This is a genomic window from Amphibacillus sp. MSJ-3 (assembly GCF_018919165.1).
Taxonomy (GTDB): domain Bacteria; phylum Bacillota; class Bacilli; order Bacillales; family Amphibacillaceae; genus Amphibacillus.
In genome coordinates this window covers 1-23449 of sequence record NZ_JAHLQM010000030.1, presented here as the reverse complement: position 1 = coordinate 23449, position 23449 = coordinate 1, and the positions used below count along the sequence as shown (strand labels likewise).

The 23449-nt window shown below is 36.6% G+C and carries 24 protein-coding genes and 1 tRNA gene; 5 read left to right on the top strand and 20 right to left on the bottom strand.

The genetic code is table 11. The annotated features are described in order from the left end of the window. Positions 1-19 precede the first annotated feature (19 nt). From KQI76_RS09450 to KQI76_RS09430, 5 genes are all read right to left on the bottom strand, one after another. Positions 20-1048 carry a sugar-binding transcriptional regulator gene (locus KQI76_RS09450; protein ID WP_216400063.1) on the bottom strand — a complete coding sequence of 343 codons (1029 nt, stop codon included), beginning with the start codon at positions 1046-1048 and terminating at the stop codon, positions 20-22. Positions 1049-1228: 180 nt separating this feature from the next. Beyond that, complete coding sequence (locus tag KQI76_RS09445) at positions 1229-1435, bottom strand: hypothetical protein (protein WP_216400062.1); 207 nt, start codon at positions 1433-1435, stop codon at positions 1229-1231. Between the two features lie 164 nt (positions 1436-1599). Next, positions 1600-1752: a hypothetical protein gene (locus tag KQI76_RS09440; RefSeq protein ID WP_216400061.1), complete on the bottom strand. Its 153-nt coding sequence runs from the start codon at positions 1750-1752 to the stop codon at positions 1600-1602. Between the two features lie 129 nt (positions 1753-1881). Then, entirely contained in the window at positions 1882-2187 is a 306-nt protein-coding gene (locus tag KQI76_RS09435) for a phage holin (RefSeq protein ID WP_253288894.1), read from the bottom strand. A 642-nt stretch (positions 2188-2829) separates the two neighbouring features. Next, a tRNA-Arg gene (locus tag KQI76_RS09430) sits at positions 2830-2902 on the bottom strand. A gap of 335 nt (positions 2903-3237) precedes the next feature. Between KQI76_RS09430 and clpP the strand changes: the two genes are divergently transcribed. After that, positions 3238-3819: an ATP-dependent Clp endopeptidase proteolytic subunit ClpP gene (gene clpP / locus KQI76_RS09425; RefSeq protein WP_216400060.1), complete on the top strand. Its 582-nt coding sequence runs from the start codon at positions 3238-3240 to the stop codon at positions 3817-3819. Positions 3820-3973: 154 nt separating this feature from the next. On the opposite strand, the gene KQI76_RS09420 is transcribed toward clpP, so the two are convergent. After that, positions 3974-4315: a YlbF/YmcA family competence regulator gene (locus KQI76_RS09420; protein ID WP_216400059.1), complete on the bottom strand. Its 342-nt coding sequence runs from the start codon at positions 4313-4315 to the stop codon at positions 3974-3976. A 318-nt stretch (positions 4316-4633) separates the two neighbouring features. On the opposite strand from KQI76_RS09420, the gene KQI76_RS09415 reads away from it, so the two are divergent. Both KQI76_RS09415 and KQI76_RS09410 read left to right on the top strand, forming a co-directional pair. Further along, on the top strand, positions 4634-5530 hold the full coding sequence (locus KQI76_RS09415; RefSeq protein ID WP_216400058.1) for a PucR family transcriptional regulator: 897 nt from the start codon (positions 4634-4636) through the stop codon (positions 5528-5530). Positions 5531-5670: 140 nt separating this feature from the next. After that, the gene (locus KQI76_RS09410) at positions 5671-6780 is read left to right on the top strand and encodes an ABC transporter ATP-binding protein (RefSeq protein ID WP_216400057.1); all 1110 of its coding nucleotides are present in this window, start codon (positions 5671-5673) and stop codon (positions 6778-6780) included. 386 nt (positions 6781-7166) lie between these two features. Here the strand turns inward: KQI76_RS09410 and KQI76_RS09405 are convergent, their stop codons facing one another. The 3 genes from KQI76_RS09405 to KQI76_RS09395 form a co-directional block, all read right to left on the bottom strand. Further along, entirely contained in the window at positions 7167-7367 is a 201-nt protein-coding gene (locus tag KQI76_RS09405) for an alpha/beta-type small acid-soluble spore protein (RefSeq protein WP_216400056.1), read from the bottom strand. Positions 7368-7634: 267 nt separating this feature from the next. Next, positions 7635-9023: a class II fumarate hydratase gene (gene fumC / locus KQI76_RS09400; protein WP_216400055.1), complete on the bottom strand. Its 1389-nt coding sequence runs from the start codon at positions 9021-9023 to the stop codon at positions 7635-7637. Between the two features lie 372 nt (positions 9024-9395). Next, positions 9396-10193 carry a M15 family metallopeptidase gene (locus KQI76_RS09395; RefSeq protein WP_371817673.1) on the bottom strand — a complete coding sequence of 266 codons (798 nt, stop codon included), beginning with the start codon at positions 10191-10193 and terminating at the stop codon, positions 9396-9398. A 274-nt stretch (positions 10194-10467) separates the two neighbouring features. Here KQI76_RS09395 and KQI76_RS09390 point away from each other — a divergent pair, with 274 nt between their 5' ends. Then, complete coding sequence (locus tag KQI76_RS09390; RefSeq protein WP_216400054.1) at positions 10468-11352, top strand: cation diffusion facilitator family transporter; 885 nt, start codon at positions 10468-10470, stop codon at positions 11350-11352. On the opposite strand, the gene KQI76_RS09385 is transcribed toward KQI76_RS09390, so the two are convergent. From KQI76_RS09385 to KQI76_RS09370, 4 genes are all read right to left on the bottom strand, one after another. Next, the gene (locus KQI76_RS09385; RefSeq protein WP_216400053.1) at positions 11337-11630 is read right to left on the bottom strand and encodes an AzlD domain-containing protein; all 294 of its coding nucleotides are present in this window, start codon (positions 11628-11630) and stop codon (positions 11337-11339) included. The genes KQI76_RS09390 and KQI76_RS09385 overlap by 16 nt on opposite strands. Then, the gene (locus KQI76_RS09380) at positions 11630-12322 is read right to left on the bottom strand and encodes an AzlC family ABC transporter permease (protein ID WP_216400052.1); all 693 of its coding nucleotides are present in this window, start codon (positions 12320-12322) and stop codon (positions 11630-11632) included. Before KQI76_RS09380 ends, KQI76_RS09385 begins: the two co-directional genes overlap by 1 nt. Before the next feature lie 279 nt (positions 12323-12601). Further along, positions 12602-13363: a type I methionyl aminopeptidase gene (map, locus tag KQI76_RS09375; protein WP_216400051.1), complete on the bottom strand. Its 762-nt coding sequence runs from the start codon at positions 13361-13363 to the stop codon at positions 12602-12604. Positions 13364-13720: 357 nt separating this feature from the next. Next, positions 13721-15988, bottom strand: coding sequence for a glycoside hydrolase family 127 protein (locus KQI76_RS09370; RefSeq protein ID WP_216400050.1), 2268 nt, complete (start codon positions 15986-15988; stop codon positions 13721-13723). A 128-nt stretch (positions 15989-16116) separates the two neighbouring features. On the opposite strand from KQI76_RS09370, the gene KQI76_RS09365 reads away from it, so the two are divergent. Continuing rightward, positions 16117-16962 (top strand): helix-turn-helix domain-containing protein, encoded by an 846-nt coding sequence (locus KQI76_RS09365; protein ID WP_216400049.1) that lies wholly within the window; start codon positions 16117-16119, stop codon positions 16960-16962. Between the two features lie 134 nt (positions 16963-17096). Here the strand turns inward: KQI76_RS09365 and KQI76_RS09360 are convergent, their stop codons facing one another. From KQI76_RS09360 to KQI76_RS09330, 7 genes are all read right to left on the bottom strand, one after another. After that, positions 17097-17198: a YjcZ family sporulation protein gene (locus tag KQI76_RS09360; protein WP_216400048.1), complete on the bottom strand. Its 102-nt coding sequence runs from the start codon at positions 17196-17198 to the stop codon at positions 17097-17099. Positions 17199-17337: 139 nt separating this feature from the next. Then, positions 17338-18099 (bottom strand): (S)-benzoin forming benzil reductase, encoded by a 762-nt coding sequence (locus tag KQI76_RS09355; protein ID WP_216400047.1) that lies wholly within the window; start codon positions 18097-18099, stop codon positions 17338-17340. A 99-nt stretch (positions 18100-18198) separates the two neighbouring features. Then, positions 18199-19254 (bottom strand): metal ABC transporter solute-binding protein, Zn/Mn family, encoded by a 1056-nt coding sequence (locus KQI76_RS09350; RefSeq protein ID WP_216400046.1) that lies wholly within the window; start codon positions 19252-19254, stop codon positions 18199-18201. A 412-nt stretch (positions 19255-19666) separates the two neighbouring features. Then, on the bottom strand, positions 19667-19930 hold the full coding sequence (locus KQI76_RS09345; RefSeq protein WP_216400045.1) for a metal-sensitive transcriptional regulator: 264 nt from the start codon (positions 19928-19930) through the stop codon (positions 19667-19669). 111 nt (positions 19931-20041) lie between these two features. Then, positions 20042-20407: a hypothetical protein gene (locus KQI76_RS09340; protein WP_216400044.1), complete on the bottom strand. Its 366-nt coding sequence runs from the start codon at positions 20405-20407 to the stop codon at positions 20042-20044. A gap of 207 nt (positions 20408-20614) precedes the next feature. Further along, complete coding sequence (locus KQI76_RS09335; RefSeq protein ID WP_216400043.1) at positions 20615-21976, bottom strand: dipeptidase; 1362 nt, start codon at positions 21974-21976, stop codon at positions 20615-20617. Positions 21977-22018: 42 nt separating this feature from the next. Then, complete coding sequence (locus KQI76_RS09330; RefSeq protein WP_216400042.1) at positions 22019-22483, bottom strand: S-ribosylhomocysteine lyase; 465 nt, start codon at positions 22481-22483, stop codon at positions 22019-22021. Positions 22484-23449: the final 966 nt, after the last annotated feature.

Sequence of the window (23449 nt, the reverse complement as noted above, 5' to 3'; positions counted from 1 at the left end):
TGAGTTTATATTAATATATTTAAAGGGAAAAACCCTTTATTAACATGTTTGCAGCACCCTCATCTGTGATGAGAACATTGCTTTTACCTTGCCTAAAATAGGATTCAATTGCTACTGCTTTCGATTTCCCACCAGCAATTGCAATCACTGTTTTTACATTTGATAAGGCTTCTAGTTGCATCCCAACCGTTCGAACTTTATAGACAACCTTACCCGTTCGATCAAAGTAGTAGCCGAAAGCCTCACTTACTGCCTTTCCCTCTTTTAACCTTTCTAAAACTTCATTAGATGTTTTACGACGTTTAGCCATTGTGATCGCATCACCAATTCCATGCATGACCACATCAGCTTGATTAATCATATGTAAAACTTCCTTAACACCAGGTTCTTGAATAATCGATTGGTAAGTCTCTTCGCTTAATGGATCAGGAACATAAAGCAATCGATAGTCACCGTTAGCCTTTTTCGCCATTTCAGCACAAATCGTATTTGCTTGATTTTCAACTTGTTCTCCTAAACCACCACGAGCGGGAACAAAGAAACAGTTCGTTCCTTGTTGGGAAGGTTGCATCATCTCTGCAACTGCAGCCATTGAAGTTCCGCCAGTCACTGCAACCATTTGACTAGCTTGCAATTTAGCATGCAAAAATTCAACTGCTCGTCTGCCCAGATCATGCTTGACCCATTCGTGTTGATCACTATCGCCAGGCACAATAATGATTTCATCGAGATTTAATATCTGCTTTAACTGCTCTTCTAATACATCGAATCTGTTCATTTTCTCAATATATGGGGTCAGAGCATTCATAATCTCGAAACCATTATTCGTAAGTTTTACTCCTTTTGGGCTAACCTTCAATAACCCTTGTTGAGTTAAATAGTCTAATTCATTTCGTACAACACGTTCTTTAAGGTTAATTTTCTCCGCTAAACTTCGACGACCGATCGGTTCAAGTATATGTATCGTCTGTAGAATTCGATAACGTTTTTGCATTATTTTCAAAAGATCGGGACATACTATCGTTTGTAGATCAATAAGCGAATACATATAGTAACTCCCTTTCTGTTTAAGTTATTGGGATATTTTCCGTCCCGCAACAACATTTTCTGTCCCACATACGATAAAAAAATATCTGAACCATTTTAAGTATAGCAGAAGGCTTAAAATTGCTCAAGATATTTGTCATTAATTTTATTTATACTAAACTTTATCGTGTCTAAACCGTATTTAACTGTTAACATGCTTCTTCTTATTAGTAAATTTATTAACTAATCTGGTGAAATTGAGATTAACATCTAATAAGTAAGCAAAATAGGCAACGAGCACAATATTCGCTGAATGCTGCCAAAAAGTTGAAAAACCAAAAATATCTTTTAATTCGTTCATCTCCCAAATAGTTAAACAAGAAATGAAGAACCAATAAACGTATTTCACTCTCCACACCTCTATCTCTATTTAGATAAATCCTTATAATTATTATAACTGAGTCAAATCAAAAAGTGAACCTAAAATCAACAGATTAGCAAAGTTACTAACAAAAAGCAAATCTTATCCAATTAAAAAACTCCTTACGTTTATAAACGTAAGGAGCAAAAAAGTTAACATTTCTTTGTTAACTTATTTCGATCTAACTCAACAGGTGTCATCGGTTCATCAGAAAACTCTTCATCAAAACGTTGTGGCGATTTTTGTTGTAGCTTTTCTTCTTTAATCCGCTGTTTTCTTGTTTTCCGATCTTGTTCATTTTTCATATTTATCACCCCCGCATCTTATATTTTGGCTTAGGGCAAAAATAATATGTGGAGATTTTACTTGTATGATATGGAATCAATTTAACGATCTAATGAAATTAAAGAAATTATTGAAGGAACATGTCCGTTTTATTCTCGAACATGGTAGGAATCCGATTTTTTGGTGAAAGATATTTTTAATCTGATGGAGTCACTTTTCAACTTCCTTTTATATTGATCAGCTTCTTTTGCACATTTAGTGAAACTATTATTTTTCCACCATGTCCAGACTGAGACAATTGCCATAATGATGATGGATATCAACATAGTTATCCTTTCTTCTTCAATCGGAATTGGGGAGCGTCCAAAATAACACAACAGTTGATTAACAAAGGCAACAAATAAGGCTACTGTACGAATAATCACTCCCCTATCCACTTCTTTTAGTTGGTGCATTTCCCTCACCTCTTTTCTCATTTCATATAATATTATAAGTAAAAGGGGAAAAAACGATTGATACAATTAACTTCAAAAGTAAGAAAATAGCGATTGCAACTAATAAAATGTATATTTACCGCAGTGCAACTGTCAGTAAGACTTCCACTATAAGCCTTCAGGGGAATCTTTGGATTGTTTAGTGGGAGATCAACTGACAGTTACGGTCCGATTGGTTCAAGGGACTTTAGTTCATACCCTTGTGGTACTAGTAATCAGTGGGGATTGTGGAAAGTAGACTAAACACACCAGGTTCTTTGGCAACGTCAGCATGATCTAGACTCTGTAGTCCAAAACCAACTGATTGAAGTTTCACTTTATCATCATTAAAATGATGATGGTCACTAGACTATTCATGTGGACAATAAAGTAATTTTTATTCTATGGGGTTTACTTCATTTACTTTATAATGAATAAATCTAACTTTTTCTGATTCATTCTCAAATATGTACAGGGATGTTGTGTAAAAAATGTGTAAAAATATTTTAAACCATATAATATTTAATATTAAATAGAAAAATAAAAAAGAGGCCAGAAAGTTGTTTTAACAACTTCCTGATCCCCACCGTTAAATTTCTAGTAAAGGTAAATTTACTTAAAAGACGCGCTCGGAGGGATTCGAACCCCCGACACTTGGCACCGGAAACCAATGCTCTATCCCCTGAGCTACGAGCGCATGAATCATGCATTCATATTAAAAGGTAATTTCAAGCTTTCATCATCATACACCGGTTAAGCCACAATATTTCTACTGATGACGAACATAAGCAATATTATAACGGATATTTATTGACTTTTCAATGTGAAATTTTTTTCTAGCCATTTTTCAATGGTTGCTTTACAAAACCAAATCCTGTTCTGTTATAATATAAGTTAGGTTTATTTTCCCAACTATTCGGAGAAAATAAATTAAGATTGAATTTAAATTATTTGACCTTAACTGACCAATTAGGTACTATAAGGTTAATAAAACTATTCCAGTGTATCATATTTAAAGGAGGAAGATTATTTATGAATTTAATACCAACAGTTATTGAACAAACAAATCGCGGAGAACGTGCATATGATATTTATTCGCGTTTATTAAAAGATCGAATTATCATGTTAGGTAGTGCGATTGATGATAATGTCGCAAATAGTATCGTCGCACAGTTGCTATTTTTAGAGGCTGAGAGTCCAGATAAGGACATTTCAATTTATATCAACTCTCCTGGTGGCTCAATTACAGCAGGGATGGCAATTTTTGATACAATGCAATTTATTAAGCCAGATGTGTCAACAATCTGCGTGGGAATGGCTGCTTCAATGGGAGCATTCTTACTAGCTGCAGGTGCACCTGGAAAACGATATGCCCTACCAAATAGTGAGGTAATGATTCATCAACCACTTGGTGGAACTCAAGGACAAGCGACAGATATTCAAATCCATGCTAAACGTATTATTGAAATGCGTGACAAAATCAACCAAATTCTTTCAGACCGTACTGGACAACCGATCGAAGTGATCGAAAAAGATACAGATCGTGATAACTTCATGTCAGCAGATGCTGCTTTGAAATATGGTTTGATCGATAAAATTATGGAAAAGAAATAGATCCAAAGAGGCTGGGGAAAAACCCTATATTAATGAATAAACCGCATGAAATCAGATTTAAAACCATGATTTCATGCGGTTTTATTTTCACATTTATGAGTAAAATCAAATAGTGTTTTACTTATGTCTCAGCCTCTTATATTCTAGATTAATCTTAGTTGCTATAAAGCTCTTCTAATGGTTTAGTAATTGTTCGACTCACTTCATTAATTAAATCATTTACTCGTTGTTCTTCCGCCATTAAGTTTGAAATTTGTTCATGTTGCTGAACAGTTTCAACGACTTTACGTGCTTTTTCTACTTCTTCTTCAGTTATCTCCAAACCTTGCATTTGCTTTTGTTGTAAATCTATTTGCGTTGTCCGGAAATCATCGAATATCTTTTTAGCGATCTCATCGTTCATCACTGCATCGTAGGCAGCTTTTAATCCCTTAAATTCTTCACTATCACGTAGAGCTTGCTCTAATGCATTAGCATTTTCTAAAATTACTGACATAGTTATTAGTCCTCCTAAATTGTAGTGGATTAAATTAATCCGTTCATTTTCCACTTTTCCACTATAACAAACTTAAAAGTATTATCCAAATCATATTAGCTAATAATTTAAAAATTTCTTTGTTTTATCCAATCAACACTTTCTCCCAGCCTTGAATATGCGATATCATATTTTCTTTGTTATAATAAAATAAAATTCCAATCAGTGGGGGTTGGGCCTACAGGGCATAGTGTGTTTTGTCTACCTTCCCCTATCCCCGCTTGTTTATTGAAATCGAGATTAAAAATAAAGAAAACAACAATAAGTGAGGCTTTATAAATGATTAATCAATTAAAAAAAATCTTCCCTAGTTTAATTAATAGTCAAGAAAATACAGCAGAATATTCAAAAGAATACAGTTGGTTTGTTACACCTGAAAACGAAATAATCGGAATAAAAAAAACAGAGCTTGATAAAAAAGATCATGCTTTATTAAAATTAATCCTCACACCATACTTTGGTACCCATCCACCAGTTACTAAACGTGAAAAGGCTTGGTTTCAACTTATTTTCGAACAAGATCTTTCGGCAATAACTAATCAACCACACGATTATCGATTTATTCTATTTAAACTTTCTAAACCCTTACCGGATCCAACAGACTTTAACGAAGCAATTGATGGATTATATTCAGAAAGACCAGCTATTATTTGGGATGATCAACAATCGGGAATTATTATTGAAGAAGGACGATCAGATGATGAACATATTATTTCCTATGAAGAAATAATCGAAGTATTCACCACCGACTTTTACCTTGATCTTCATCTATATATTGGGCCGTACCTATCCGATTTAAGCCAAGCCCATACCTACTACCACTGGCTACAAGAAAGTTATGCGAAAATAAATACCTTTAGTATTAAACCAATTATGAATTACGTCACAGCAATTCCTTATCTTTTGACAACGTTGAAAGAGGATACTAATGTCCAGTTTTTAATCGATGCCATTTTAAAAGATACAGGAGATGATGAGGAGCTCTTGCATACGATTCAAGTTTTTCTTGAATGTAATTCCAACACTACCCTTGCAGCAAAAAAATTATATATGCATCGCAACAGCTTGCAATATCGGATTGATAAGTTTATTGAAAAGACGAATATCAATGTTAAACAATTTGAGGAGGCCCTATCTGTTTATCTAATTTTATTATTAAAAAATCGTCTTGACTAGCTATCAATTTCGTTAACCTGTAATCGTGCACAAACAAGCAGTAAGTTTTTGTGCAATATTGACATTTACCTAAGTAAGCGATTTGTGTAAACTTAATACATAAGGTTAAACGCTTTCAAAACATAGAGGAGGATTATATAATGGCAGAACTATCACTAAAAAATATTGATAAAGTATATGACAAGGATGGAGTAAAAGCGGTATCTGATTTCAACCTTGAAATTAAAGATAAGGAATTTATCGTATTCGTTGGTCCATCTGGTTGTGGTAAATCAACGACTTTACGTATGATTGCTGGACTAGAGGAAATTACATCAGGTGAGTTTTATATCGATGGTAAATTAATGAATGATGTTGCACCTAAAGACCGTGACATCGCAATGGTTTTCCAAAACTACGCCCTTTACCCACATATGAACGTATATGATAACATGGCATTTGGTTTGAAATTACGTAAATTTAAGAAAGATGAAATTGATCGTCGAGTTAAAAATGCAGCTCAAATTTTAGGGCTAGAAGCATATTTAGATCGTAAACCTAAAGCACTTTCCGGTGGTCAACGTCAACGTGTGGCACTAGGCCGTGCAATTGTTCGTGATGCTAAGGTATTCTTAATGGATGAGCCGTTATCAAACTTGGATGCGAAATTACGTGTTCAAATGCGTGCTGAAATCCAAAAGCTACACCACCGTCTACAAACAACATCAATTTATGTTACGCACGACCAGACTGAAGCGATGACAATGGCTTCACGCTTAGTTGTTCTAAAAGATGGAATTATCCAACAAGTTGGTGCACCTAAAGAAGTTTACGATAAACCAGATAACGTATTCGTTGGTGGATTTATTGGATCACCTGCAATGAACTTCTTTAACGGAACATTAAAAAATGATGGCTTCCATGTTTCTTCTAATGGTCAAACAATTGAAGTCCCTGAAGGAAAAATGAAAGTCCTTCGTGAACAAGGATATATTGATAAAGAAATTATTCTTGGTGTTCGTCCTGAGGATATCCACGATGAACCAGTATTTGTTGATGCAAACCCAGGTTCAACAATTAAAGCTGAAATTGATGTTGCTGAGTTAATGGGTTCAGAATCATACCTATACTCAAAACTTGCTGACCAAGACTTTGTTGCACGTGTAGACTCACGTACTGATGTTAGCGGTGGCGAAACAATTACTCTTGCTTTCGATATGCATAAGAGCCACTTCTTTGATATTGAAACAGAGGAACGTATTAAACCATAAGATTCTCCTCATTTTATTATATAAAAAGAGACATTCAACATGGATGTCTCTTTTTTATTGCTTTTTTGAGTGACTATAACTCTTCAATATAAAGTGAATCTCCACTGAATGATACCGTGGTTACTCCATCCCATCGCAGTATTTGTTACGACCACAAGGGGATGGCCTAAAGGGCCTTGAACGAACCAGATATTGATCCCTGACTTATCATCTGATCGTTTCACTTATATCATTGAAGTAGAGATCTCACAGTCCGTTAATCCACGAAAAAAATGGGCAGAACCCTCCAGCTCTTTTATTGCTGTGGGTCTACCCATTTATATTATTAATTTTAAATGACGAGTTGCGAAAAATTAAATTGCTTCTTCATTTCGCTAACTTGTTAACTAACGATTAGATCCTAATTGTTCTTGAGCTTGTTGTACAAGTCTTTTTGTAATTTCCCCACCAACAGATCCATTGGCACGTGCTGTTTCATTCGCACCTAGGGAAACACCAAATTCTTGAGCAATTTCATATTTCATTTGATTTAGTTTTTGTTCAACACCGGGAACAACTAACTTGTTTGAACTGTTTCTATCTGCCATTGTTGTTCACCTCCTTACTAGTAGTATGAGATTTTTTCATCGTTTTAACAGCGTTAATTACTAACTAGTAAGGGAAATACTGTATCATTTTTGTTAACAATAAAGTGACTTGCACATATTAGGGGTTTGATGGGCATCTGGTAAATATTAGGCAAATGAATTAAACTTTACTGGCTATTACCTTTCTTCCTATCATGCGATCCTTTCCTTTTGTTGTAGAAGTGGTGGACTTACAGGTAGTCAATCTGCGATAAAGAAAGACAAGTCTTACTTGTTTTTACCAATCATTTGCTTAGGATCAACCCACGTATCAAATTCGGCTTCTGATAACAGATTAAGCTCTAAAGTGGCTTGCTTTAAAGTCTTATCTTCTTGAAATGCCTTTTTAGCTATTTTGGCTGCATTTTCATAACCGATATGTGGATTTAGCGCTGTTACTAACATCAATGAGGCATTTAAATCATGGGTCATTTTCTTTTCATTTGGTCTCATCCCTATTAAACAACGTTTGTTAAATGAACGAATCCCATCTGCCAACAATTGAATGGATTGCAAAAAGTTATAAGCAATAACTGGTTTATAGACATTAAGTTCAAAATTCCCCTGACTTGCTGCTATACCTATCGTTGCGTCATTTCCCATGACCTGTACAGCAACCATCGTTAAGGCCTCGGCTTGTGTCGGATTAACTTTTCCAGGCATAATTGAGCTTCCAGGCTCATTAGCTGGAATATCAATTTCGCCAAATCCTGCTCGTGGACCACTAGCAAGCCAACGTACATCATTAGCAATTTTCATTAAATCAGCAGCTAATGCCTTCAATGTCCCATGGGCCCTTACTATATGGTCATGGCTTGTTAATGCATGAAATTTATTTGGTGCTGAACAAAAGGTATAGCCTGTTAGCTTACTTAATTGCTCAGCTACGAGCGGACCAAATTGAGGATCAGCATTAATTCCAGTTCCAACTGCTGTTCCACCAATAGCCAGTTCACGTAGATAAACTAAATCCTCGCTTAACATCTGTTCAATTTTTTCAATCATATGGTGCCAACCACTAATTTCTTGGCCAAATGTTAGTGGCGTTGCATCCTGAAGATGTGTCCGACCGATTTTTACAAGGTCTTGGTATTTATCTACATGTTGCTGTAATGTCAATTTGATTTCCTTGAGAGCCGGTAGGAGTTCTTCTTCAATTGCTATAACAGAAGCGACATGCATGGCTGTTGGAAATGTATCATTTGAACTTTGTGACTGGTTAAGATCATCATTTGGATGTAATTTTAATTGTTGATTATTATTTGCCAAAAGCTGATTTCCTATGTAGGCTAATACTTCATTAACATTCATGTTTGTTTGAGTCCCGCTACCTGTCTGCCAAACAACAAGTGGGAAATGCTCGGACAAGTCGTCTGTTAAAACCATGTCAGATGCTTGAACAATTGCTTGTTCCTTCTCTTTAACTAACTGGTTTAATTGACAGTTAACAATTGCAGCACTTCTCTTTAACATAACCAAAGCCTTGATCAAGCGCTCTGGCATTTTCTCATGTCCAATTGGGAAATTTTCGATACTACGTTGTGTTTGAGCGCCCCAATATTTTGTTTGATCGACTTCAACCGCACCAATTGTGTCATACTCTATTCTCTTCTTCATTTTCTCTCCTCCGCTTTATTCATTATTTTCATTGTAGCATAATTTTAAGTTTCAACATTTTTACGCTAACAAAAAAGAGGCTGACGAAATTTACGGTCAAGGTAAAATTGATGTTGAGCTGTTCTTTTGGTTTTTGAAGGCTAATTTGGGTTTCATTCGTTTATCTTTAAGAGGTAAATCCAAAGTATACAATGAACTAGGATTTGCGTTATTAGCTGTGAACTTAAGGAAATTCACGGCTAATAACTCTAAGACACCAAAGCATTCAAACCACTACAAAAATGAAAATGGTTCTATTTACGAAAAGATCGTAAATAGAACCATTTTTTACTCAGTGAGACCGGTTATGTCCCAGCCTCTTCATATCAATGACTAATAATGGTAACCAAAATACTCTTCTAAGGTCAATGATTCGTGATATAAATGATTAGCAAGTTCTTTGCCCACATAGCGGATATGCCATGGTTCATAAGAGTATCCCGTAATATCCTCTTTGCCTTCCGGATAACGAATAATAAATCCATATTGATGAGCATTTTCCTCTAACCAGCTTCCTTCATCTGTTTGTTGGAAGGTCTGTTCAAGAGCAAAAGCAATAACAGATGTACTCACATCAATGGCTAATCCCGTTTCATGTTCACTCGTTCCAGGTCGTGCCGAAAACTTATCTGCATGTTCTTGCCCATTATTGGCCACACTACTTTGATAGATCGTCGTTTGACGCTGATTTGATCGATAACCTGAAACACCAACCAAATTTAAGCCATGTTGATCAGCAGCTGCAAATAATTCCTCAAGTGCTCTCGCTGCTTCTTCCCTTAATAATCGGCGGTCATCACCTTCCGGGGATAGATGCGAAATGTCCGGTTCAACTAAATCATCAGGGGCATACCCTTCAGGTAAACGACGATTTTTATTAACATAAACCTGCATGCTTTCTGGATTACTTATAATAAAAAGTTCTGTCTCGGGTTCAACCCCTGAAATGTTTTTGTTCATATCTTGTTGATTCGTTATCTGAATGGATGGCTTTGCCACTAAAACAGTACCTTTTTTATGTGAAAATGAATGTACCATTTTTATAGATTGGCTTGTCTCAGTCTGAGCACATCCAGTCGACAATAAGAAAACAAACAAGACAAAAAAAATATTCTTTTTCAAAAAAACCACCTCTATTCAAACTGTTTTCACTATATCATAGTTGGTAATTAAAATAATGAGTATATCTTTCCATCACTTATGACCCCCCCTTATAATCTGATGATTTCCCTTATAGGGTGAAGGTGGCTATCTTGCAATCAGTAAATCTACGCTGAAAATGGCTTAGGGCAACCTTATCGCCATTGGGAAACAATGATTGATTAATGAAGAAATCTTGCTCTAGACTTATCCACAGTTGAAGTGATAGATTAGAAATACTAAGTTTTAGAAAGGAAGCATCTAGATGAATCAATATGAAAGAATAAAAAGGGGTGAACGTGGGGCATGGGTAAGTATAATTGCTTATTTACTCCTGGCTGCCTTGAAAATAATCATTGCACAGCTTACGAATTCCCAAGCATTACGAGCGGATGGACTGAATAATTCAACCGACGTTGTTGCATCTATTGCCGTTCTAATCGGCTTAAAAATATCTCGGAAGCCACCTGACTACGATCATCATTACGGACATTTTCGAGCAGAACTTATCGCTTCACTTGTTGCATCATTTATCATGGTTTCCGTTGGCTTACAAGTCATTTTAAATTCACTTAAATATATTTGGATTGATGAAGTGAAACAGCCATCTATGTTAGCTGGATGGGTTTCTTTAGCGTCTTCAATCCTAATGTTAGTCGTTTATGAATATAATAAACGACTTGCAAAAAAAATAAACAGCCAATCACTTTATGCTGCATCACAAGATAATAAATCAGATGCTTTAGTGAGTTTAGCTGCTTTTATCGGTATTATTGGTGCCCAGATAGGCATAACCTGGCTTGATCCATTAGCGGGTATTCTTGTTGGGATTTTAATCGTCTATACGGCCTGGAATATTTTCAAAAATGCTAGTCATACTTTAACTGACGGATTTGAAGATGATACAATCAATAAAATTCGAGCATCCATTGAAAAAGATTCTGAAATAAAAAAAGTAAAAGATATTAAAGGTCGGCACGATGGCAATCGGATTTATTTGGATATGACGATCTATGTTGACCCCTCAATAACGATTGAACATGCACATAAAATTACGGATCGAATCGAAGCTTGCTTAATTAATAAATTTAAAGTGTATCACACACATATTCACGTTGAACCCGACCCTAACCATCAAAGTAACAGGTAAACAAATGCCGTGGCACCTAGTACAACAAAAATAATATGGAAGCGAAATAGGGCAAGCACAATTGCTATAAGTCCTCCAAAAAAACCAATCTGCGGTTGGTCAGGAATAACATTTAAAATACCTGGAAAAATCAAAGCACCCAAAGCGGCATAAGGAATCATTTCCAACCACTGACCAACCCAAATTGGAAACTTGACCCGATCGATTATAATTGCAGGTAAAATTCGCGGAACAAGGGTAACAATACTCATGCAGATAATTACAATTAAAACAGGCATTATGTCCTCCTCCTCATAAAAAATAACCCAAAGAAACTAGCCAAAATTGTCGCTAGTACAATCGACCAACCCTCTTGGAAGATAAAACTCAAACTATAGTTTAAGATCATAGCAAGACCTGCAATCATTCCATATCGATAATTTGTTTTCACCGATGGAACAAGTAATGCAATGAACATTGCATATAGAGCAATCCCAAAGCTCTGACTAATTGCCTCAGGTATAATATCTCCTACAAAACCACCAATAAAAGACCCGATTAGCCAAGAACTATATGAAGAAACAAAGAGGCCAAAATAAAAAAGATGACCTGAAGGCTCTTTTGCCACTTCCTTCTCAACTGTTGTTACTGAAAATGTTTCATCGGTAATTAACATTGATAGACCAACACGCCATTTCAAAGGAACATGTTGAAGCCGATGCATAAATGATAGCCCCATAACAAAATGTCTAAAATTTAAAACAAAGGTAGCGATAATTATTTCAAGTGCTCCCATATGAAGTAACAACATATTTGTTGCCATAAACTGTGAGGCACCCCCATAGACAAGGGCACTCATACTCGTCAATTCTAATATACTTAACCCCGCCTGACTCGCCAATACACCGTATGTAATTGCAATTGGAAAATAGCCCAACATAATTGGGATTCCCGCTTTAATTCCTCGCTTCAATTGACTTACTTCAGCCATATATCCCGCTCCTTTTCTATAAAAGTGAATCTTCACTCAGCAGGTAGACTCTTCCTCACACTAAATGCTAGATGAATGAACTGAGCTTTTACTGGTTTTGATTCCCCACTGCTCATCCAGATGCTTCTCTGTATCGTTGAAGGAGGGATTTTACAGTCAGTTGATCCCCCACTTACCATTCTTAGTTTTCTTCTGATGCTTGGGGGAACTTACTGACACTTGCACTGCGGTAAAATAAGATCAGAATATTCTGCTAATAAATTTTGATAATATAAATAGCTAGCTATTATCCTCATCCTGCTCTGTTAAAATAATCGGACCATCTTTACTAATAATTAGCGTATGCTCAAATTGTGCAGAACGTTTACCGTCAATGGTACGAGCTGTCCAATTATTATTATCCATTTGACTTTGCCATGCCCCTTCATTTAACATCGGCTCAATCGTAATCGCCATTCCCTCTTTGAGTCGTGTCCCTTTACCAGGTAGGCCATAATGCGGGATATGGGGTGATTCATGCATCGTTGGACCAATACCATGGCCAGTAAAGTCACGAACAACAGACAATCCCTCTGCCTCCGCATACTGCTGAATGGCATGGCCAATGTCACCGATTCGATTACCTACCTGCGCTTGTTCAATTCCCTTATATAAAGATTCCTTAGTCACATCCATCAGATGTTTTGCTTGCTGATCAATTTCGCCTACCGCATATGTCCAAGCAGAATCAGCTAATGCACCATTTAAATTGACAACCATGTCAATCGTCACAATATCCCCATTCTTCAATGGTTCTGGGCGCGGAAATCCGTGACAAATTTCATCGTTTATTGAAGCACAAGTTGCATATTTATAACCATTATAACCGATTTGCTCTGGAATCGCTCCATGCTCAAGCATATACTTTTCGGCAAATTTATCAATCTCTGCCGTTGTTATACCCGGTTTTATCATTTTTGCAATTTCTTTGTGAATCGCAACAAGCAGTTTCCCAGCCTCTGCCATCAGTTCGATTTCTCGTTTACTTTTTCGTTGTATCATCGTTTTAACCCCTTTCTTTCCAATACATACTATAACATAATATTACGAATTGTGTCTGGTATTCAATTCTTTCTGAAATATTTTTATCCCAAAATAACCAACTGTAAATTATCACTGGATAAAGATTTATTTTTTGCTAAATTATTTGATTAATCCCCATTATAAGACTAAGGAAAAGCACCAAACTCAAGGGTGCTTTTCTAGTCAATCTCTTCATTATTCTGCTAATTTATTTGGTTTAAGATCATCCAGCTTGGGGCTTTAGGAAACAACCCCTGGAAGCTGCCAATAGATGAAGGGCATCTTCTTTATTGAAATTCCAGGGCAGGTAAGGCCCTATAGGATTCAAGCTTTTAACTAATCTCTGATTATTCTAATCCCATATAAACCACCAGCTATTTCTTCTTGACCTGCCTGAAAGCGAATTTCTACTTGTTCCTTCCCCTTCGTTATACCGATCGGAATTGGATATGTACGATCGAATAACTCACCCGCTTGCCTTGCTGTCAGTGTTTCTGTAACAATTTCTTCACCGTCAATTGAGATATTAAATCGACGGGTAAAGACTTTACCATCGATAAATATGTCATGATCTCCACCATAGTATGTGACCATAAGTGAATTTTGCTTATTTGGGTCCACACGCAATTGATAACTAATAAATCCCCCATCACGTGCATCACGCCAATGACGATCGACGATATTCAGATAACCCATTTCCGATTGATTCGATTGAATCTGATGATCCGTCTCCGGTTGTTGTTCACCAGGTTGAACAAAGTCAACTGTTTTTTTTCGGAGTTGATCAGCTTTTTCTTTTTCATGATCAATATAAGAGCTAAAAGTCTCTTCACTCATTACATCCCAATAAATTGTATAGCGTTCGTGATGTAAATGATAAAAAGGAATCAAAGTCATCCTTTGTTGACCAGGCTGACCAATCGGATCAGTTTCAAAAGTGAGTGTATCTGAATTAACTAAATGAAGCCATATATCTGGTACTTCAGACGTTACCAAAGTTGGTACATCAATTAAAGGATGGTTATTATAAATTTGGTGATCGCTAACAATATCCTTCTCCGGATACGCTTCATGTCCTAATTTCCCTGCCAGTAATATGGGACCATATAAAAATGCCTTCTTATGTGGTTGGTCTTTAGCTGTATAACTGTGTAAATTCATTGGTAATTGAAATAAAATAACATCACCTTTAAACCAGCTTTGACGAATTTGATAATAACCATTAACCAAATCAGACTCAACAGGCTGACCATTGACCAAGATATTCATCTCTCCAGCTAACCAGTATGGCTTTCTGATGTGAATGGTTAATTCAGCACCATAACCCTCATTTACAATCAATTCACTCGCTTGTTGATAAGGGAAGTTTGTTTTTTGTACAAATTGTAACTCTTTATCCTCCAATGTCAAGGTTGATGGGATGAATAAATTTAAATATAAATCATTATTTTTGCGTGTATAGATATTTTTTGTATAACGCGCTGGGTTTTCCATCCCTGTTCCTGTACAGCACCAAAACGAATGCTCAGGAGAGCAATAAACTTTAAAATGTCCTGGTTCAGTCGCAACAAAATATGTTTTCATGCCGGAATCGGGATCTTGTGATGCGAGAATATGATTGTATAAACCATTCTCATAATAATCCATGTATTGACTATCAGGATTCCAATGAAATAAATGCTCGGTTAACTTAAGCATATTATATGTGTTGCATGTTTCTGTCGTTAAAATCCCAAGCGGTTCTGTATCTATCGGTCCAAAATGCTCGGCATGGCTGTTGCCTCCAAAGACATAGGAGCGATGTTTGGTCACTGTATCCCAAAAAAATTGAGCCATTTTTTGATAACTTGGCTTTTTAGTTATTTCATAAAGGCGGGCAACGCCGATTACTTTAGGAATTTGCGTATTCGCATGTTTCCCTGCTAAATCATCTATCCCTTGACTTAAAGGCTCTAAAATTGCATCATGATTAAAACGCTCAGCTAATGTGAGAAAGCGTTCTTCACCTGTAATCTGGTAGACTCTTGCCATTGTTTCATTCATTGCACCGAATTCACAAATCAACATGCGTTGAAATTGTTCATCCGTCAACTGTCTTAAGCCACATTCAGCCCAGTTCGATAGTTTTTCTAGTACGGTTCTTGCCTTATTTGAAGATGCTAGTTGGTAAGCATCAATGAGCCCAGCAAAAATTTTATCAATGCTATACCAAGGTACCCATGAACCGCCTAAACTGAAATTCTCAACTCGAAAATCACCAGTAAACACCTCATCAAAGCAATCACGCTTAAAGCCACTGACATAACCATCCGGATCAAACCCTTGAACAATTGCCAATTCATCCACTGCATATTCGATTTTTTCTTTTAATCGCAAATCCCCTGTCACCTTATACATCAAGGAAGCTGCCGATAACCAATGCCCAACTGAGTGCCCAGCGATTTCCATTGACTCCCAACCACCATAACGCGGAGCACGTGGTTTATGGCCCACCGCTTCATAACAAGGTGCAATCAAACGATCAACATCAAGGTATAGTAAATACTCCTTCCCTTTTTCTTCTGATGCTTTAAACAAGCCTTGATTCAATTTTACCTTATTCATTTGCGACATCCTTCCTTTATTTATCCTAATTCCTATTATGTACTTTAATAAGTCTGTAATGAATATCAGCATTTTTAATAAACCTATCTTTTCTTTATGTTATACTTATTTAAAAAGGACAGATTAATATGCACAAGGTAAAATTGCTGTCTTATCAACTTCCATTAGTTAATGAAATCGGTTATCTCAAAGATATTAGAGGAGAATTCCGACATCCAAATCGGCAATTAGACGATTTACATGTCTTTATATTTGTTGAATCAGGGGAAATCGAAGTCATAGAGCAAGAAAGGACCTATACCCTAAGAGCCGGGGATTACTTATTTTTACATAAAGGAATCGAACATTATGGTAACAAAAACTACCAGCCAAATACATGTTGGTACTACATTCATTTTTTCGCACCAATTCCAGAAGAAAAGACTGAATATAACTGGCTTCCGTCACCATCAATTATTACTGAGGATACCTATCTTAGAACAATCACAATGCCTAAAACTGGACGAATTGAGCAAATTCATTATCTAACAGTAAAATTGAAACAAATAATTGAGCTTCAGCATGATGGACCACTCGCCCAATCGCTCAATTGCTATCAGCTATTTTTAGAATTATATCATCAAGCAAAAGAGAACCACCATAAACCACAATATGAAAAGATCGTTCGTGCTGTAATGGGGATTTGTCAAAATAACGAAACAAAACTGACAAGCGAGGAGATTTCCAAGCATTTACACTTAAATTATTCCTATATTTCAACAGTATTTAAAAAAGTGACAGGGAAAACAATCAATCAATACCAGAATGAATTGATGGTTGAACGCGCAATTACACTTTTTAATCAAACAGATGCTAATATAACTGAAGTAAGTGAAAGGCTTCATTTCTCTAATCCCTTTTACTTCAGTCGTGTATTTAAACAAGTTACAGGGATCAGCCCATCACTTTATTTAAAGCAAGGCTATCGCCACTGAATTTCACTTACTATTATTAGCTTGAATCAATCATTAAGCAGGTAATACTTTCAACTTCTATAACTTGTCGAATTTTTACCCAATTCATTAGAAAGAGGATCCCATGTAAATATGGAATCCTCTCCTCTTTTTAATTAAAAACCACCGTATCCCCATGATGCTCCGATAATGATCAATAAGATGAATAAAACTACAATTAACGCAAAGCCTGAGCCATAGCCATATCCTGCACCCATCTTGAACCCTCCTTTATTCTATCAAGTCACTTATAGAATATGATTATTTTTTAAAAATGGAAGAGCTCAAAGCAAAAATGGGTGATTGCCTGTGGTAAAATGAATCTTCTCTTAGTAAAGGAACCTACAGTCAGTTATTTTATGATAAATAATCCTTTATGCGATAGTACTTACCATTAACAACCTTTTCATGGTCCAGTAATATATCGACCAACACTTTGGCTACATCTGAGCTTAGGCTCAATTGATTATTTGACTTATATTGTTTAAATTGATCTACATCGCGGAATTCTGCTGGATTTGCTGAACGGATATCGTCTTGCATATTCGTATCCATAATACTTGGGTCAAACAAAATCACTTTATGATCAGTATTTAATTCCTTTTGTTCAAGGGCAACTGTTTCTGTGTAACGATTTAAACCAGCTTTTGAAGACCCATAAGCACTCCAACCATATGTTGAACGGTCGGCGGCCCCTGATGAAATATTTGTAACAATTGTTTTTACTCCACAGTGCTTTGCTCTTCTTAGCACAAGTGCTGTCGTGATCATCGGTGCAATCAAATTAAGTTGCATATGGGCCTGCACTGCTTCAATTGTATATTTTGTTGCAATATCTATTGGACCCACTACCGCTGCATTATTAATAAGATAAACAAGTTCCGTATCTTTCTTAAACACTTGATCGTTAACTTTTTCAATAACCCGATCAAGATGATCTACATCTGCTAAATTACAAGTGAAGTGTTGATAATTGCTTTGACTTTTATTTGCTATTTGATTTAAGTGTTGATTCTGATTTCGAGCAATCCCAATAACGTTAACACCAGATTTTAACAGTAACTCTGCTATTGAGGCCCCAAGTCCTCTTGATGTTCCTGTGACAATCGCATATTTCATCTGATTCAACCCTCCATTTTATCATCTAATCTAATTATAATTATAGACGATCTAGGGGACGTTTATCAATCTAATCACAAAGGCAGATGAAAGGTTTGCTTATTTTAAAGCTTCTTGAAGAACATCAATATTATGTTCCATTAATGAAAAGTAATTTTCACCAGCTTCAATATCTTCCTCAGTTAATACTTCTAAATTGTGAATTTCCAAGCTCGTTAGACCCGCTTCCTCTTGAATAACAGTTGCTACTCGCGGTTGAATATTTTGATCGAAAAGTAAATACTCAATTTCAGAGTCTTTAATCTGCTCGATTAGGTTTGCTAATTGACGTTGTGAAGGTTCTTCACTTGCAGATAAACCTGTTATTGCAAGTTGCTTAAGCCCATAATCACGCTCCCAATAACCATATGCTGCATGGGTAACAAGTATCGTTTTTTGATTGAATTGATTAACAACATTTGTAAAATGTTGGTCTAGATCAACTAAGCGATTTGAAACCAGATCAAAATTATTATTAAAATACTCCTGTTCTTCTGGCATCAGCTCAATTAGTTTAGTCAAAATATTTCCAGCAAGATCATCCATTAACACTGGACTGAGCCAAACATGTGGATCAAAGTCTCCATGGCTATGGGCATGATCATCATGCATTTCATCTTCATGATGATGCTGCGACTCACCATCTTGGTTGTGATGCATTTCATCATTCCCATGGCCATGATCATCGTGATGGGATGTATTTTCATCTTCATTATCGTGATCATGATAATAACTCAGTTTATCTAAACCTTCTGAGGCCTCTAAAAACTCGACTGTTTCATTTTCTACAGCTTCTTTTATTGTAGTCGCATAGCTCTCTGATGATCCATCATTATAAATAAACAAATCCGCATCTGCTATTTCTACCATCATTCTTGAAGTCGGTTCAAAAGAGTGAGCATCAGCACCAGCAGGTAAAATGGAGTGCACACTTACTTTATCACCACCGATTTCATTAGCTAAAAATTCTAATGGATATAGCGTAGTATATATGACAAGTTGATCAGACTCATTCGACTCAGCTTCATTCCTGTTCAATTGACCTTCTTGTTGACCACAAGCGACAAAGAAGAGTGCAACAAAGCTCGTTAATATTAAACGTAAAAATAATTTCATATAGGTAAGCTCCTTTTATATCTCGCCTTAACTACTTGTATCCACTAACCCCAATCATCCAAGAAATATTTAAAATGATAGCAAGGCATACCAGTCAGTAAAGAGCGATTGATTTATCTATCAGACGATGAAGAGCAAAAAGAACTTCATTGAATGAAACGCTACTTTTTGCATTATATCGTAATGGTTACGATTTGTAAATAGTAATCATTACGCTTTATATTTTGAATGGCCCCTGTGAATGACCAATTTTTAAATAAGTAACAGTTAATATTTAATGATAATGTAACCCTTCATTCAGTGTGGGACTTATACTTAGTAAGAGACACTAGGGACTATGACTAGTTTTACCCTTTTTAGCCATAAAAAAACGCCTATATGGCGTTTTACTTAAATAATGGTTGGTGATCTGTTATCGGCTTTTCACGAGTAAATTGACGGCTTCTTCAATTATCTCTTTTTGATCAGTTTTTTCTAACTTTTCAGCTTCTAGCACACAGTCGACTAAATTAGAACTCACCACGAGTCCCATGGTTCGATCAATCGCTGTTCTAACTGCTGACATTTGTGTAATAACATCCTTACAATTTTCTTCTTCTTCCATCATTCGAAGAATACCTCTCATCTGTCCTTCGATCCGTTTTACGCGGTTTTTCATTTGAGGACTATATTCCATAATCATTCTCCTTTATCCCACTTTAACTGGCAAGTCGGTTCAAGCTGCGATGAATCAAGTGATCGCACTAGCTTATTTGCTATATCTTCATTGATTGAGGCTACATTTATCTTAAATAGTTTTGGCTAATCTTTTTCTACAAAAACACTTTTTATTTATTATAGTATATCCCTCGACTTTGTGCCCGTATCTTTCCAGTAGGCGGATCCCAAGGTTCTTCTCAATCGTATTACTTGCTATCACGTAAATTTCCTGCCCTGGTAATCGGTGGTGATAACGTTTGATGTAAGCGATGGGTAAGGGGATTGTATCCTTATTCATTTCCTTTGCAGAATCATTATAATCACGAAGATCAATTTTTATCTCCTTTTCCATTAGCTTATCACTACTTAGACACTTTACACCTTTAACGGGAACATAACGGATATAAAATAAATATAAAGTTAAAATAAATAGCGATAGGGAGACAATCCACATCTTTAAAAACCTCCCAATTCGTAAAAGTATTAGCTTTATTTTATACCCCTAAACGTATCTAGTCAATTATTAAACATCATAAAAAGGCGATTTTAGCTGGATAAAATAAACCTTTCATTCATCAGAAGCTTACAGTCAATTATTTTGCGAAAAATCAAGAAAACGAGCTTCATACTAATCATAATTAGCAGAAACCCGTCATCATGCTCAAATAGAATTAAAATAATCAACTAGCGTGATCAAACCACGATCAAAGTTAGTCAACAGAAAACTTTCATTTGGTGAATGTAATCGGTCGTCTGGAGTGCCAAAACCTAACAAAACAATTGGTATCCCAAGGATATCATCAATCCATTCAACAACAGGAATCGATCCACCCATCCGAACAAAAACAGATGGTTGGTCAAAAGCTTTGCTATAACTTGCAGCCGCTTTTGTAATCAATGGATGGCTTGGATCAACTTTATAGGCCTTTGCAGATAAAGGTTCACGTTTAATCTCAACTGTGACACCGGTTGGAAGATGCTCTTCAATATGTTTGACCAAAATGTCTTGAATTTTCTCTGGATCTTGTCCAGGAACTAATCGGCAAGTTAGTTTAGCCGTAGCTGAAGCTGGAATAATTGTTTTTGACCCTTCACCTTGATATCCACCAAACATCCCATTTACTTCAAGAGTTGGCCGCCCCATCGTATGTTCAACTGCCGTATATCCTAACTCAGATACTGTATCTGTAACGCCTGTCGTCTGACTGTAATCCTCACTAGGTACCTCGGCCATTAATTGACGTTCTTCATTACTTAGTGGCTCTACATCATCATAAAAACCGTCGATCAAAATGAGCTCATTTTCATCCTTCATCGATGCTAGCACCTGTGCCATTGCCATCAGTGGATTACGAACGGCCCCTCCATAAATTCCTGAATGGAGGTCATTCTTGGGACCATGGATTGTAAACTCCAATCCTGTAAATCCTTTTAGACCATATAAAATTGTCGGCTGGCCTTCTACTACCATACCGGAATCGGAAATCATAGCAAAGTCAGCATCAAATTGCGTTTTCTTCTTTTGCAAAACTTCATATAAATGCTCACTACCTATTTCTTCCTCTCCCTCAATACAAACCTTAACATTAATCGGCAATTTCCCAGTCGCCTTCATAAATGCCTCGAATACCGCTAAGTACATAAAAACCTGACCCTTATCATCACTTGCTCCACGTGCGTACAAACGATCATTTCTTATTTCAGGTGCAAAGGGTTCACTTTCCCACAACGATAATGGATCAGCAGGCTGTACATCATAATGTCCATAAACTAGGACAGTTGGTACATCATCACCAGCACCTAACCATTCACCATAGACAAGAGGGTGTCCCTTTGTTTCCTGAATCTCAACACGATCAAAGCCAGTCTCCTTTAAATGGTCTGCCACAAACTGTGCTGCTCGTCGAACATCATCCTTAAATGTTGAATCCGTACTAACACTAGGAATTTTCAAAAATTCTTTTAACGCCTCTAACTGTTGATCACGATGGTCTGTTAAATACTTCAAAACTGCTTCTGTCAAAACATCCACTTCCTTCATTTTAAGAAAAGTTACTAATTTATATTATTCAGAAAAAACATTTGACCAGCTAGACTTTTTAGATAGTATAGCACGGGCAATCTCCTGTGCACCTTCTAAACTATGACTTGATGCCCAACCACATTGAACTTCATTGCATGCCGGAACTTGTGATGCATTTAAAACATCATTAAGCGTTTTATCAAGTGCTTCAATAATATCATCGAATGAATCATTATTAAGAACACTCAAATAAAAGCCTGTTTGACAGCCCATTGGTCCGATATCCAACACATTTTTTAAGTGGTTACGGATATTCTCTGCCATTAAATGTTCCAAGGAATGAAGTGCGGGCATTTCCATATGTTCTTTATTCGGTTGGCAAAAACGCAAATCATATTTATAAACTTGATCACCTTGTTTTCCCTCAGTGATATTTACAAGTCTAACATATGGCGCTACAACTTTTGTATGATCCAAATTAAAGCTTTCGACATTCATTTTTTTCATGATTAATCTCCCCTACCCCTTCTTTTCCATACGTATACAATATCATATCACAATCGCATTGCCAATCTAAAATGTCGTATTTTGAAGTGATTTGGCAGCGGTTATTATTGAGGAAAATAAATGATACTCAGATCTGAAATAAACAAAAAACGAGGCTGAAACATAACTAGTCTCACTGAGTAAAAAATGGTTCTATTTACGGTTTTTTCGTAAATGGGACCCTTTTCATTTTTGTAGTGCTTTGAATGCTTTGGTGTCTTAGAGTTATTAGCCGTGAATTTCCTTAAGTTCACAGCCAATAACGCAAATCCTCTTCATTATGTACTTTGGATTTACCTTTTAAAGATAAACGAGTGAAACCCAAATTAGCCTACAAAAACCCAAAGAACGGCTCAACATCTATTTTACCTTAACCGTAAGTTTCGCCAGTCTTTTCTTCTAAAAGCTTTCTTCTCATCTCTTCTTTTTGTGTTTCTTCTTATGATCCATTATCAGAAGCTCCCAACAAGTGATTGGAACGGCGGGTGGTGACTCCAGTGGGAACGGTAAACGTTCTCCGATGGGACGAGTAACCGCAAGTCTCTTTGGTGGGACGAGTAACCGCAGTCCCAGTCCCAGTCCCAGCCCCAATCCCAGTCCCACGAGTCCGAAAATCCTTATTGCAACACGGGAGTGGAGCAATAAGGAATGTTAGACTAAAACCGCCACGTCCTGTGGCAACGCCTAACTGAACCACATCCTGTGCGCCCGAGGCCGTGCCCGCGGAAAGCGTCCACCCAGAGTGTAAATCACGGAGTGACACCTCAAAAATATTTAAGAGGTGATGATTCTATTTAAATGATGATCAATCGAGTAGGAGGAGGCGGTTAGCCTCCGTCCTCTCACACCACCGTACGTACGGTTCCGTATACGGCGGTTCAATTAAGATTTATAACGCAAAAATTCATAACGGTCATGTAGACTTCG